General features: G+C 66.9%; 13 protein-coding genes. 4 read left to right on the top strand and 9 right to left on the bottom strand.

Translation table 11 applies throughout. From position 1 onward, the window contains the following. Nucleotides 1–138 precede the first annotated feature (138 nt). Both ACXMYJ_RS25095 and ACXMYJ_RS25090 read left to right on the top strand, forming a co-directional pair. Nucleotides 139–579 carry an SRPBCC family protein gene (locus tag ACXMYJ_RS25095; RefSeq protein WP_460359154.1) on the top strand — a complete coding sequence of 147 codons (441 nt, stop codon included), beginning with the start codon at nt 139–141 and terminating at the stop codon, nt 577–579. An 80-nt stretch (nt 580–659) separates the two neighbouring features. After that, entirely contained in the window at nt 660–1,097 is a 438-nt protein-coding gene (locus tag ACXMYJ_RS25090) for an SRPBCC family protein (RefSeq protein ID WP_260755339.1), read from the top strand. A 48-nt stretch (nt 1,098–1,145) separates the two neighbouring features. Here the strand turns inward: ACXMYJ_RS25090 and ACXMYJ_RS25085 are convergent, their stop codons facing one another. From ACXMYJ_RS25085 to urtA, 8 genes are read right to left on the bottom strand one after another with little or no spacing between them, the layout of a single operon-like run. Further along, on the bottom strand, nt 1,146–2,321 hold the full coding sequence (locus tag ACXMYJ_RS25085; RefSeq protein WP_443189097.1) for a pyridoxal phosphate-dependent aminotransferase: 1,176 nt from the start codon (nt 2,319–2,321) through the stop codon (nt 1,146–1,148). A 44-nt stretch (nt 2,322–2,365) separates the two neighbouring features. Further along, entirely contained in the window at nt 2,366–3,064 is a 699-nt protein-coding gene (locus ACXMYJ_RS25080) for an urease accessory protein UreF (protein ID WP_460359153.1), read from the bottom strand. Continuing rightward, nucleotides 3,045–3,536, bottom strand: coding sequence for an urease accessory protein UreE (locus ACXMYJ_RS25075; RefSeq protein ID WP_460359152.1), 492 nt, complete (start codon nt 3,534–3,536; stop codon nt 3,045–3,047). Before ACXMYJ_RS25075 ends, ACXMYJ_RS25080 begins: the two co-directional genes overlap by 20 nt. Continuing rightward, nucleotides 3,533–4,348: an urease accessory protein UreD gene (locus tag ACXMYJ_RS25070; protein WP_460359151.1), complete on the bottom strand. Its 816-nt coding sequence runs from the start codon at nt 4,346–4,348 to the stop codon at nt 3,533–3,535. Before ACXMYJ_RS25070 ends, ACXMYJ_RS25075 begins: the two co-directional genes overlap by 4 nt. Next, nucleotides 4,345–4,968: an urease accessory protein UreG gene (gene ureG, locus ACXMYJ_RS25065; RefSeq protein WP_443189093.1), complete on the bottom strand. Its 624-nt coding sequence runs from the start codon at nt 4,966–4,968 to the stop codon at nt 4,345–4,347. The genes ACXMYJ_RS25070 and ureG overlap by 4 nt, the downstream gene beginning before the upstream one ends. Before the next feature lie 13 nt (nt 4,969–4,981). Next, on the bottom strand, nt 4,982–6,712 hold the full coding sequence (gene ureC, locus ACXMYJ_RS25060) for an urease subunit alpha (RefSeq protein ID WP_460359150.1): 1,731 nt from the start codon (nt 6,710–6,712) through the stop codon (nt 4,982–4,984). 1 nt (nt 6,713) lies between these two features. Continuing rightward, nucleotides 6,714–7,421 carry an urease subunit beta gene (locus ACXMYJ_RS25055; protein WP_460359149.1) on the bottom strand — a complete coding sequence of 236 codons (708 nt, stop codon included), beginning with the start codon at nt 7,419–7,421 and terminating at the stop codon, nt 6,714–6,716. 1 nt (nt 7,422) lies between these two features. Continuing rightward, nucleotides 7,423–8,691, bottom strand: coding sequence for an urea ABC transporter substrate-binding protein (urtA, locus tag ACXMYJ_RS25050; protein ID WP_460359148.1), 1,269 nt, complete (start codon nt 8,689–8,691; stop codon nt 7,423–7,425). Between the two features lie 216 nt (nt 8,692–8,907). On the opposite strand from urtA, the gene ACXMYJ_RS25045 reads away from it, so the two are divergent. Then, complete coding sequence (locus ACXMYJ_RS25045) at nt 8,908–9,921, top strand: helix-turn-helix transcriptional regulator (protein WP_460359147.1); 1,014 nt, start codon at nt 8,908–8,910, stop codon at nt 9,919–9,921. A gap of 40 nt (nt 9,922–9,961) precedes the next feature. Here the strand turns inward: ACXMYJ_RS25045 and ACXMYJ_RS25040 are convergent, their stop codons facing one another. Beyond that, entirely contained in the window at nt 9,962–10,549 is a 588-nt protein-coding gene (locus tag ACXMYJ_RS25040; RefSeq protein WP_460359146.1) for a TetR/AcrR family transcriptional regulator, read from the bottom strand. A 106-nt stretch (nt 10,550–10,655) separates the two neighbouring features. Here ACXMYJ_RS25040 and ACXMYJ_RS25035 point away from each other — a divergent pair, with 106 nt between their 5' ends. Continuing rightward, a complete protein-coding gene (locus ACXMYJ_RS25035) occupies nt 10,656–11,372 on the top strand; it encodes an SDR family NAD(P)-dependent oxidoreductase (protein WP_260755329.1) in 717 nt (238 codons plus the stop codon). The last annotated feature ends 11 nt before the right edge of the window (nt 11,373–11,383 follow it).

Raw genomic sequence — 11,383 nt, 5'->3', positions numbered from 1 at the left:
GAAAGGCCCGACCGGAGCGCACAGGAACAGCTGGACAGACCAGCAGATACCCCCTGCCCGCGACCAGGACCAGCCCTCAACAGCCCAGCGAGGCACACCTACCCCAATTCATCAGTGGATCGAGGCTAAGGTCGCGCCATGGCAACCAAGGACTCCCGCGAGGTCGTGATCGAAGCATCCCCCGAGCAGATCCTCGACGTCATCGCCGACGTCGAGGCGACCCCGAGTTGGTCGCCGCAGTACCAGAAGGCCGAAGTGCTGGAGCGTTACGACAACGGCAGGCCCAAGCGGGTCAGGATGACGGTGAAAGCCGCCGGGCTGACCGATGAGCAGGTGATCGAATACACCTGGGGCGACAACGAAGTGACCTGGACGCTGGTCTCGGCCACCCAGCTCAAGGCGCAGGACGCCGGCTACCGCCTCACCCCCGACGGCGACAAGACCAAGGTCACGTTCGACATATCGATCGACCTTTCGGTCCCGTTGCCGGGCTTCATCGTCAAGCGCACGATGAAGGGCGGCGTCGAGACTGCCACCGACGGGTTGCGCAAGCAGGTACTCAAGGTCATCAAGGCGTGAACGCGCCGGCCGGGTAGATGGGCGAAGTTAGCTGCCGATTCCTCTGCGGGAGGCCGATCGCCTAGCTAGGATTTGCCGGTATGGCGGTGCGTGCTTCCAGTGAAGTCGTGATCGAGGCCCCGCCAGAGGCGATTCTGGACGCCCTGGCAGACGTCGAGGCGGTGGCCGCGTGGTCGTCCCTGCACAAAGACACCGAAGTGGTCGACCGCCATCCCGACGGCCGGCCGCACCATGTCAGGACGACCGTCAGCGTGATGGGGCTGACTGACAGAGAGCTCCTGGAGTACCACTGGGGTGACACCTGGGTGGTGTGGGATGCCGAACGGACGTCGCGGCAGCGCTGCCAGCACGGTGAGTACAACCTGACGCCGGTCGGTGAAGATCGCACCCGTGTCAGGTTTGATCTGATCCTCGATCTGGCCGCACCGTATCCGAGGTTCCTTGTCAAACGGGCGAAGAAGATGGTGCTCGACGTGGCGCTGGAGAACCTTCGACGCCGCGTGCTCGCCGCGCAGTAGGCCCACGCCGCGCGGCATTGCCGGCAGGCCGTCCGCCGGGGTGGCGAGCTAGTTGCGCCGCCGAAGGGCGCGGAGCCGCCGGATCGCTTCGTCGAGGGTCTCATCGCGCTTGCAGAAAGCGAAGCGCACCAAGTGTTTCCACGCGTCGGCATGCGCGGCACCGGGATCGCAGAACGCCGACATCGGGATCGCTGCGACACCCACCTTCTCCGGCAGATCCGCGCAGAACGTTGTGCTGTCGGGGTAGCCCAGTGGGCGGGGATCCGCGCACAGAAAGTAGGTGCCTTGACTGTCGTGGACTTCGAAACCGATGTCGCTCAGCGCCGAGCCGAGGCGGTCACGGCGGTCCTGGAACGTCGCGCACAGTGCGTCGACCCACGCGTCTTCGGTGTCGAGTGCGTGCGCGACGGCCGGCTGGAACGGGGCGCCGCCCACATAACTCAGGTACTGCTTGGCCGCCCGCACGCCGGCGATGAGATCCCTTGGCCCGCAGGCCCACCCGATCTTCCATCCGGTGGCGTTGAACATCTTTCCCGCGCTGGAGATGGTGATGGTCCGGTCCGCCATGCCCGGATAATTGGCCAACGGCCGATGCTCCCGACCGTCGAAGACCAGGTGCTCATAGACCTCGTCGGTGATCACCAGCAGATCGGCCGTCACCGCGAGCTCTGCCAACGCCCGCAGCTCGTCGTCGGTGGCCACCGCACCGGTCGGGTTGTGCGGCGAATTGACGATCAACGCTCGGGTCCTCGGGGTCACGGCGGCCCGCAGTCCCTCGATGTCGATGGCGAAGCCCAGACCGTCGCGGCGCATCGGGACGGCGCGGCGGTGGCACCCGGCCATCGCGATGACAGGGGAGTAGGAGTCGTAGAAGGGTTCGATGAGCAGGACCTCCGAGCCCGGTTCGACGAGACCGAGGACCGCCGACGCGATGGCCTCGGTGGCGCCGACGGTGACGAGCACCTCGGTGTCGGGGTCGTACTCGGTGCCGTAGCGGCGTCTGCGCTGATCGGCGATCGCCTGCCGCAGCGACGCGGCGCCGAGGCCGGGCGGATATTGGTTGACGCCCTCGGCGATGGCATTCTGGGCCACCTTGAGCATCGAGTCAGGTCCGTCCTCGTCTGGAAAGCCTTGGCCGAGGTTCACCGCGCCGACCCGGGCGGCCAGCGCCGACATCTCGGCGAAGATCGTCACCGCGTAGGGCTGCAGTCGTCGTACCGTCACGCCTCCGAAGCCTAACCGGCCCCGCGTCGGCGCAGATCGGCCCACTAAGTGGTGAACAGCCGGGTGGTTCTGGTTTCATGGCGCATCCCGCCGATCTCCAGCGCCGGCGCGACGCTGTACACGTCGTCGATGTCTCGATCGCAGGCTACGCGTGCCAACTCGACGAGGCGCGGCGCGGCGGCTGTCTGGAACCGCTGGCTCTGCAATGCCCCGAGCCGTCCCATTCGCACCGCGGCGCTGAGCATGGATGCCAGCATCGACCGCATCGATCCGAGCACCGCGAGCCGCTGCGGGACGCCGAGCTGCGCCTGCAACGCGCCGTCGACGACGGCGCCGTGACCGGCAGTGGCTCCGTCGGTGACTGCGGTGAGGTACGGGCAGCGCTCGGCGAGCCCGGCACGCCGCGCGGCGGCGGCCAGTTGCGTCCCCGCCGACTCCGACGCTGTCCGGGCGTTGTCGAACAGCTTGTATGTGCCTGCCAGGTCATCGAGTTCGCAGAGCCGCGGAAGATGTGCCGCGGCGCGCCAGGCCGCCGCGGTCAGCGTGCCGTCCAATGGGGCGTAGCCGTCGGCCAGGTAGGCGAGTACGACAGCACCGACCTCCGGGGCGCCGACGTCGGGCCGGTCGGCCAACCACTGCTCCAGACCCTGGCTGTGCACCATCCGGCCGGACGGAAAAGCGCTGTCGTGCAATTGCAGCCACATCGCCAACGCGACATCGGGATCAGTGGTGATGGCCGGCATGCGAGTCCGCGGAGGTTCGTGACCAACCGTCGCGCGCCAACGGCACGGCCGTGACCGCACCGGCCACCCCGAGCCCGGCGAGCATCTCCCGGGCGGCCTGCGCGCTGGTGAACAACGGCGCGGCGACGCCGTCCTCGTCGACGTCGATCGGCGCGTGCTGGTTGCCGAGCAGATATCCCAGCATCAGCATTCTTCTTGCCCCGGCGGCGGCGCAGTTGTCCGCGAACCGTACGGCGATAGCGTCCTCGGCGGGCCGGCGGACCACGACGACGGCGGCGCCGTCATCGGCGATCACGGCTCCGGAGCGCAGGAAGACGCCGCGCGGCAGGTCGATATGGACGGTCAGCCCGGAATCGGCGGTGACCAGCTGCCGATGCTTGGCCGCGTCGCCCCAGCCGATGTCGACGTAATGACGTGCGCGTCCGCTGAACCTGCCGTCGGCGATGTCACCGAGTATGTCTACCGCCTTCATCGTTGCCCTGACTCCGGAAACAGCGTGCGCCGCACGGCGTGGAACAGTTGCTGCCGGATGCGGTGGAGTTCCGGTGCGTGGTGCACGGCCACGCGCGCGAACACTCCCGCGTCACGGGGCAACCGGCCTGCGCCGCCCGCCGTGCCGTCGAGGACCGACCGGACGTTGTCGAGCAGGGCGCCGCCGTCGTGGCCGGGGGTGACGGCAAGGAAGGTTCCCAGGTAGTCGGTGTCGAGTAGCGGTCCCGGGTCACCTTCGTCGGGCCGGATCACCTGACGGTCTCTCGCCACGGCGCATCCGTCGACACGGACCACGAATGCGCTGTCATAGCAGGTGAAACCGAATCGCTCCCCGTGGGCGATACGCCCGGACGCGACGGCCTCCCAGCCGAGATAGACGCCGCCGGCGGTGACCGCGAGGTCCAGCTGTTGCCGAAAGTGTGAATCACGGTGTGGGATGACGGTTCCGGGACAGTACTCGAGCACCGCGCCGCAGTCGACGGTGAAGTCGAGCCGGTGGCGGGCCCCGGCGCCGGCTCCGGCAAAAACCTGGGTGGCGGCCTGCGTGGTCAGGTGAAGGTCGCTTCCGGGTCGGCAGCGCACGACGGTGTGCAACTCGTCGTCGGAGAACGCGCCGCCGCTGGGACTCTGTACGCACAGGGTCGCCGCGCCCGGCCGGCGGGGGTCACAGTGCAGCGCGGTGGTGACGCGCTGGGGGTACCGCTGGCGCAGCGTGCTGGTGCGGGTGCGGCCCGTCGCGTCGGCGACGACCTCCACGTCGAGTTCACCCGGACGGATGGTCGGGGCGGTCACGGGCGGCTCGCGGTGAGCATCGCGCCCTCGAGTAGGCGGTCGACGACCTCGGTCACCCCGTGGCCGGATCGTAGGTCGGTGAACACTGTCGGTTTGGCGGGCCGGGCCAGTGCGCAGTCGCGCCGCATCATGTCGAGGTCGGCGCCGACCAGCGGCGCCAGGTCGATCTTGTTGACCACCAACAGATCTGCCTGCAGCAGGCCGATGCCCTTCTTGCGCGGGATGTCGTCTCCGGCGGAGGTGTCGATGACGAAGATCCAGTGGTCCACCAGATCCGAGGTGAAGGTGGCCGCGAGGTTGTCGCCGCCGGACTCGATGAGGATGAGGTCGAGGTCGGGGAACATCCGGTTCAATCGGTCGGCGGCGGCCAGGTTGGCCGACGGGTCCTCGCGGATCGCGGTGTGCGGGCAGGCCCCGGTCTCCACCGCAAGGACGCGGTTCGGGTCGATCACCCCGCTGCGCCGCACGCGCTGGGCGTCCTCGTCGGTCACCAGGTCGTTGGTGATCACGGCGACGCTGAAGCCGGCGTCGGACAACCTCGGTACCAGTGACTCGACGAGACGCGTCTTGCCCGAGCCGACCGGACCTCCGATGCCGATGCGGATTGCACCCTCGGTCATGCTGTGCTCCTTGCTATTTCAGGGTGTAACGGCGGCCCAGCGGCACCCGGCTCATCGGGGTGCTCACGCACGGCTCTCCGTCGACGGTGACGCGGTAGGTGTCGGGCTCAATGGTGATGTCAGGCAGGTAGTCGTTGTGCAGCAGGTCGGCCTTGGTCAGTGCCCGCGCTCCACGGCACGCGACCAGTCGGGTGTCCAGACCGAGTCGCTCATCGAGGCCGGCGTCGACGGCAGCGGCGGCCACGAAATTCACCGACACATCGGCGGGGGTGCGGCCGAACGCTGCCCACTGCGGGCGGTAGCGCAGTGGCTCGCACGTCATCAGCGACGCGTTGGCCTCGCCCATCACCGACCACGCGGGAAAGCCGCCTTTGAACACCACCTCGGGCCTGATACCGAAGAACTTCGGTTCCCACAACACGATGTCGGCCAGCTTGCCCGTCTCCAAGGAGCCGACCTCGTGGTCGATGCCGAACAGCCTGGCTGGATTGATCGTCAGCTTCGCGATGTAACGCAGGATGCGGGCATTGTCGGCGCCGGTCCCCTCGTCGCCGGGGAGTGGCCCGCGAGTGGCCCGCATGTGCGACGCGAGTTGCCAGGTCCGCGCGATCGTCTCCCCGATGCGGCCCATGCCCTGCGAGTCCGACCCCATCGCCGAGATGGCGCCCAGGTCGTGCAGCACGTCCTCGGCCGCAATGGTCTCGCGCCGGATCCGGGACTCGGCGAACGCGACGTCCTCGGGGATACGCGGGTTGAGGTGGTGGCAGACCATCACCATGTCGAGGTGCTCGTCGAAGGTGTTCAGCGTGAACGGGTTCGTCGGATTCGTCGACGACGGAAGGCAGTACGGTTCTCCGACGACGCGCATGATGTCGGGAGCGTGGCCGCCGCCGGCGCCCTCGGCGTGGTAGGTGTGAATGGGCCGGCCGCCGATCGCGGCCATCGTGTCCTCGAAGAACCCGGACTCGTTGAGCGTGTCGGTGTGGATCTGGACCTGCAGGTCGAGTTGGTCGCCGGCGTCCAGCGACGCCCGTATCGCCGCGGGCGTCGCGCCCCAGTCCTCGTGGATCTTGTAGCCGATCGCCCCGGCCAGACCCTGTTCGATCAGCGGGGCGGTGCTCGATGCGCTGCCGTTGCCGATGAACCCGAAGTTCATCGGGAAACCTTCTGCGGCACGCAGCATCCGGGCCAGGTTGTTCGGTCCTGATGAGGTGATGCCGACGGTGACGGGACCCAAACCGCCCCCGATCATCGTCGTGATCCCGCTCGAGATCGCCTCGTCGACCAATCCGGCGCTGTCGAAGTGCACGTGCACGTCGATGGCGCCTGCTGTGGCGATCATGCCCTCGCCGGACCGGATGTCGGTCCCGGCCCCGATGATCAGCTCGGGGTCGACACCGTCCATCGTCCTGGGATTCCCCGATTTCCCGATGCCGGCGATCCGCCCGTCGCGGATCCCGATGTCGGCCTTGCGGATTCCCAGCACCGCGTCAATGATCAGCACGTTGGTGATGACGAAATCCAGCGCGCCTGCGCAGTCGGACTCTTGGCCGTTGGTGATGTCCCCATGTACTCCCATGCCCTCACGCATGGTCTTGCCGCCGCCGAACACCGATTCGTCGCCGTATACGCAGGCGTCGTGTTCCACCCTGGCCAGCAGTTCGGTGTCGGCCAGCCGGACCCGGTCCCCGGTGGTCGGGCCGTACAGTTCGGCGTAATGCTTGCGGGTGATCCGGTGTGCCATGTCAGGAACCCTGCTGCGAATCGAGGAAACCCTTGTCGCGCAGCCTGTTCAGCAGCACGGGGTCGAGCATTCCGCTGGTGTCGGTGTTGGTGACGTCGTTCTGGCCGATCACTGTGCGCTCGCCGCCGTAGCTGGTCAGCGAGACCTCCTGCCTCTCACCGGGTTCGAACCGGACTGCGGTGCCCGACGGGATGTCGAGTCGCATGCCGAACGCGGCCGCCCGATCGAATCGCAGCGCGCGGTTGACTTCGAAGAAGTGGAAATGCGAGCCGACCTGGACGGGACGGTCCCCGGTGTTCTCGACGGTCACGGTGGCCGCTGTGCGTCCTGCGTTGAGCTCCAATTCTCCGTCGCACGGCAGGACCTCGCCAGGGATCACGTCGGGCCCGGCAGCCGGCTTGGTGCCCGGACCGATCGCGTCGTGCACGGTCACCAGCTTCTGGCCGTCGTCGAAGAACGCCTCGACCTGTATCGAACCCAGTAGGGAGGTCACGCCGGGCATGACGTCGTCGTCGGTGAGCACGGTGGCGCCGTGAGCGGCGGCCTCGGCCACCGACGCGCCCGCGCGGGCGGCTTCGACCACCTCGTCGGCGATCAGGGCCCGCGCCTCGGCGTAGCTGAGGGTCAGGCCCGCAGCGCGGCGCTTGCGGGCCAGCTCCGCAGCGAGGAACAGCAGCAACCGGTCTTCGTCTTTGGGGGTCAGATGCATGTCAGCCCGTGATCCCCGCGGCCCACGGGTAGTCGCGCAAGTACGGATCGGGTTCGATCGGTGCGGGTGACTCCCACACCTGGTAGATCAGGCCGTCCTCGGCGACGCGGCCGATCCGCGCGGTCTTGGTCACGTGGTGGTTCTCGCCGTCGACAGTCATCGACCCCTCGGGCGCGGTGATCGTGACGCCATCGGCCGCGTTCTGGATCTCGGGCACGGCGAACGAATCCGCTTTCTCCACCATGGCTTTCCACAGCATCACGGCGGCGTACGCCGATTCCATCGGATCGGAGGTCACCCGGTCGGCGCCGAAGCGTTTCTTGAAGTTCTCGACGAATGTGGTGTTCCGCGGCGAGTCCAGCGTCTGGTAGTAGTTCCACGAGGAGAGCTGGCCGATCAGGGTGGGCGCGCCGATGCTGCGTACCTCCTCCTCGCCGACGCACATCGACATCACGGGCATGGCCTCGGCGGTCAGACCGGAGTTGCGGTACTCGCGGAAGAAGGCGACCAACGAATCACCCACCACCACGTTGAACACCGCGTCCGCGTCGGCGGTGCGGATCTTGTTGACGATCGTGGAGAAGTCGGTGCTGCCCAGCGGCGTGTAGTCCTCACCCTTGATCTCGATGCCGTTGGCCTGCGCGTAGGCCTTCACGATCGCGTTGGAGGTGCGCGGGAAGACGTAGTCGCTGCCCACCAGGTACAGCGACTTCACCCCCTGCTCTTTGAGGTAGTCCAGTGATGGGATGATCTGCTGGTTGGTGGTCGCCCCGGTGTAGAAGATGTTCGGCGAGCTTTCCAGCCCTTCGTACTGCTGACCGTAATACAGCAGCGCGTTGGCGTCCTCGAAGACCGGCAGCATGGCCTTGCGGCTGGCAGATGTGTAGCCACCGAAAACGACTGCCACACAATCGGACTGCACAAGCTTCTGAGCTTTCTCGGCGAACACGGTCGGTTCCGACGCGCCGTCTTCGCCGATGAGCTGCAGTTGCTTACCCAATACGCCGCCGGAGGCGTTCACCTCTTCGACGGCCATGACGATCGCGTCGCGGATCACCGACTCGCTGACCGCCAGACCGCCGGACAGCGAGTTGACGGCGCCCACCTTCACCGTGTCGCCGGAGGTGTCGACACAGCTCGCCTGTGCTGCGACGGCGCTGTCGTCGCCTGCCCGGCTACCACACCCGGCGGCCAACAGCGCCGTCACTGCGAGCACGGCGACTGACCCGCGGCGCAGCCCGCTCGTCGAACGTTTCGATGACCTGAACATCTTCAATGCCCTTTGCTTCGTGCTGTCGGTTCGGGCACTGCGCTGTGCCAAGTGTCGGTTTCCGCCAGCGTAGAAACGGTGCATGCCCGGTGCCTATGGGAGGAATCTCCCAATTCGCCGAACGGTTTTCGCGACCGCCTCGGCTTGGAAACCTCGCGGAAACATCGGCTGCTGATGATGACCGCACACAACGGGGTCAGTCGAAGGAAGCGTGCGATGTCCGGCATCTACGGTGACGTGCTGAGCAGTGGCGCCAGTCTGGAGACCCGTGCCCACGGCCTGCTCGAGACGCTGTCGGCGCGCGCGCAATCCTCGGCTTCGGCGATCTGTCTGTGGGATCCGATCCAGCGCAAGCACGTCGGCGTGGCCAACCACGATTATCCCGACACGGTGATGGAGCACTTTAACAGCTGGTTCGTCGAGAACGATCCGCTGTTCGATGCCATGCGGGTGCACGGACTCGGCGCCCTGCGTTGGCGGGACTTCCCCGAGTACCGCAGTGGATACTCGGTCAACAACGTCTTCCGGCCGGCCGGATTCGACGAGGGCCTGTCGGCGCGGCTGATCACCAGCGACGGAACCTATGTCGGCACCATTCACGTCAATTGTGACGACGCGCGGTTTCCCCGTGACCAGGACGTGGTCGAGATCAACACCCTGCGCCGACAGATGGCCGAGCAGCTGGACTTCTCGCTGAGGCCCCGGATGGTCGCCGAGCTGATCGCCCCCGATGCCCAGGCCTGGGCCGTCGACGACTTCGGGCGAGCGCACCTGTTGCGGTGTGGCGACCTGTTCGAGCAGGCGCTGGACCCGGCTCTGATCGGTGATCTCGCTGCGGCGTTTTTGAAGTCGGCGGTCGGGGTCAGGCCCGATGTGCTGCGCCACCACGACGGGGTGTCCTGGTTGCACGTACGGCGGATCGCCACGGCCGCACGGTATCGGGGCGACAGCCTCGGCGCGGTGCTGCTGGTGACTCGCAGCCCGCTACCGATGAGTGTCACGCCGCGGGAACTCGACGCGCTCACGCTGGCGGTGTGCGGGTTGACCAACGGTCAGATCGCCGCACAACTGTTCATCAGCGCACGTACGGCCGGCCATCATTTGGAAAGCGCTTCGGCCAAGCTCGGTGCGGCCAACCGCGCGGCGTGTGCCTCCCGGGCCGTCTCGCTGGGGCTTCTGTCAGCCGACGTGTTGCTGAATGTGTGTGGCCGGGAATCGATTGCCGTCTGAGCAGGTGATGTCGTCGCCGTGTGAGGCTTCACGGATTTCGTCAGGGCAGGATCGGCGCCGGGTGCGGCAGTGGGTGGGCGCCCTGCGGGCGTAATCCGTCGAAGATGATGGCGAGGTAGCGCTGCCACAATAAAGGCGCTGGGGCGGAGAGGTTTTCGACCACATGAATCGGCGCGCACATCATGAGGAAGACATCTGCTTCGGTGATGTCGGACCGGATGGCTCCCGCGTCGCGGGCCCGGTCGACGAGAGCGCCGAGGCGGGCGTGCAAGTGATCTCGGACTTCGGTCACCCGGGGATCCTTCCCGCTCTCCGATTGGAGGAACGTCAGATCGTGCCGTTGCCGCTGATCGGCCGCCACGGTCAGGAACTCCATCAGAGCCGCGCCCGGATCCTCGGCGTGGGCCAGCTCATCCGCGGCCTCGGCGAGCGTCGCGATGTGCCGGCACACAATGGCCGCGATCAAGTCCTCTTTCGTGGGGAAGTGCCGAAATACCGTGCCTTTGGCGACGCCCGCGCGGCGGGCGATATCGGCCACCGAGGCGGAGGCGCCGCGTTCGGCGAATTCTGCTTCCGCAGCGCTCAACAGCGACTCGCGGTTGCGCGCCGCATCCGCTCGAAGATTCACTGCCCGAGAATATCAAGTTGACCAATCGGTCACCTTGTGGTTGTCTCGATTGAACATGACCAATCGGTCACCTTAACGGTCGGTAGTGAAAACACCTGGAGCACAGATGAAGATGGACGGCACCACGGCACTTGTCACCGGAGCCAACCGAGGAATCGGCCGCGCCTTTGCGATCGAGCTGATCCGGCGTGGCGCCAAGGTCTACGCGGGCGCGCGGCGTCCCGAGCTCGTCGACATCCCTGACGTGGAAGTGCTTCGGCTCGACATCACCGACCAATCATCGGTCGACGCGGCTGCTGGGTCCGCCGCGGACGTGGACCTCCTGATCAACAACGCCGCAGACACCGCCGGCGGAAAGCTGGTCACCGGCGATTTGACTGCCATCCGGTCGACCATGGATTCGAACTACTATGGCACTCTTGCAATGATCCGGGCCTTCGCGCCCATCCTGGCGCGCAACGGCGGCGGCGCGATCCTCAATGTGTTGTCGGCGGCGGCATGGATGACGGTCGAGGGCAATACCGCTTATGCCGCAGCCAAATCCGCGCAATGGGGCTTGACGAACGGCGTGCGTGTCGAACTTGCCGGGCAGGGAACCCATGTCGCCGCATTGGTGCCCGGACTGGTTGGAACCCAGACGCTGTTCGACTTCGCGAGCCGCAACGGAATCGAACTCCCAGAAGGTGTGGTGATCGATCCTGCCGATCTGGTGCGGCTGGCGCTCGATGGTCTGGAAGCCGGTGACCTCGAGATCATGGACCCGTTGTCGGCTGATGCGAAAGCCGCACTGGCCGGGCCGCCGCGCCCCCTCGCACTGGGGTGAGCGAGCGGTTC

This window comes from Mycobacterium sp. ZZG, assembly GCF_054786995.1.
The sequence above is the reverse complement of the archived record's forward strand: the minus strand, read 5'-3'. Positions and strand labels throughout refer to the sequence as shown.

Bases quoted from the DNA above. Each gene is read 5' to 3' on its own strand.
- ACXMYJ_RS25095 (WP_460359154.1), top strand. From the start codon at position 139: ATGGCAACCAAGGACTCCCGCGAGGTCGTGATCGAAGCATCCCCCGAG.
- ACXMYJ_RS25090 (WP_260755339.1), top strand. From the start codon at position 660: ATGGCGGTGCGTGCTTCCAGTGAAGTCGTGATCGAGGCCCCGCCAGAG.
- ACXMYJ_RS25080 (WP_460359153.1), bottom strand. From the start codon at position 3,064: ATGCCGGCCATCACCACTGATCCCGATGTCGCGTTGGCGATGTGGCTG.
- ACXMYJ_RS25075 (WP_460359152.1), bottom strand. From the start codon at position 3,536: ATGAAGGCGGTAGACATACTCGGTGACATCGCCGACGGCAGGTTCAGC.
- ureG (WP_443189093.1), bottom strand. From the start codon at position 4,968: ATGACCGAGGGTGCAATCCGCATCGGCATCGGAGGTCCGGTCGGCTCG.
- ureC (WP_460359150.1), bottom strand. From the start codon at position 6,712: ATGGCACACCGGATCACCCGCAAGCATTACGCCGAACTGTACGGCCCG.
- ACXMYJ_RS25055 (WP_460359149.1), bottom strand. From the start codon at position 7,421: ATGCATCTGACCCCCAAAGACGAAGACCGGTTGCTGCTGTTCCTCGCT.
- urtA (WP_460359148.1), bottom strand. From the start codon at position 8,691: ATGTTCAGGTCATCGAAACGTTCGACGAGCGGGCTGCGCCGCGGGTCA.
- ACXMYJ_RS25045 (WP_460359147.1), top strand. From the start codon at position 8,908: ATGTCCGGCATCTACGGTGACGTGCTGAGCAGTGGCGCCAGTCTGGAG.
- ACXMYJ_RS25035 (WP_260755329.1), top strand. From the start codon at position 10,656: ATGAAGATGGACGGCACCACGGCACTTGTCACCGGAGCCAACCGAGGA.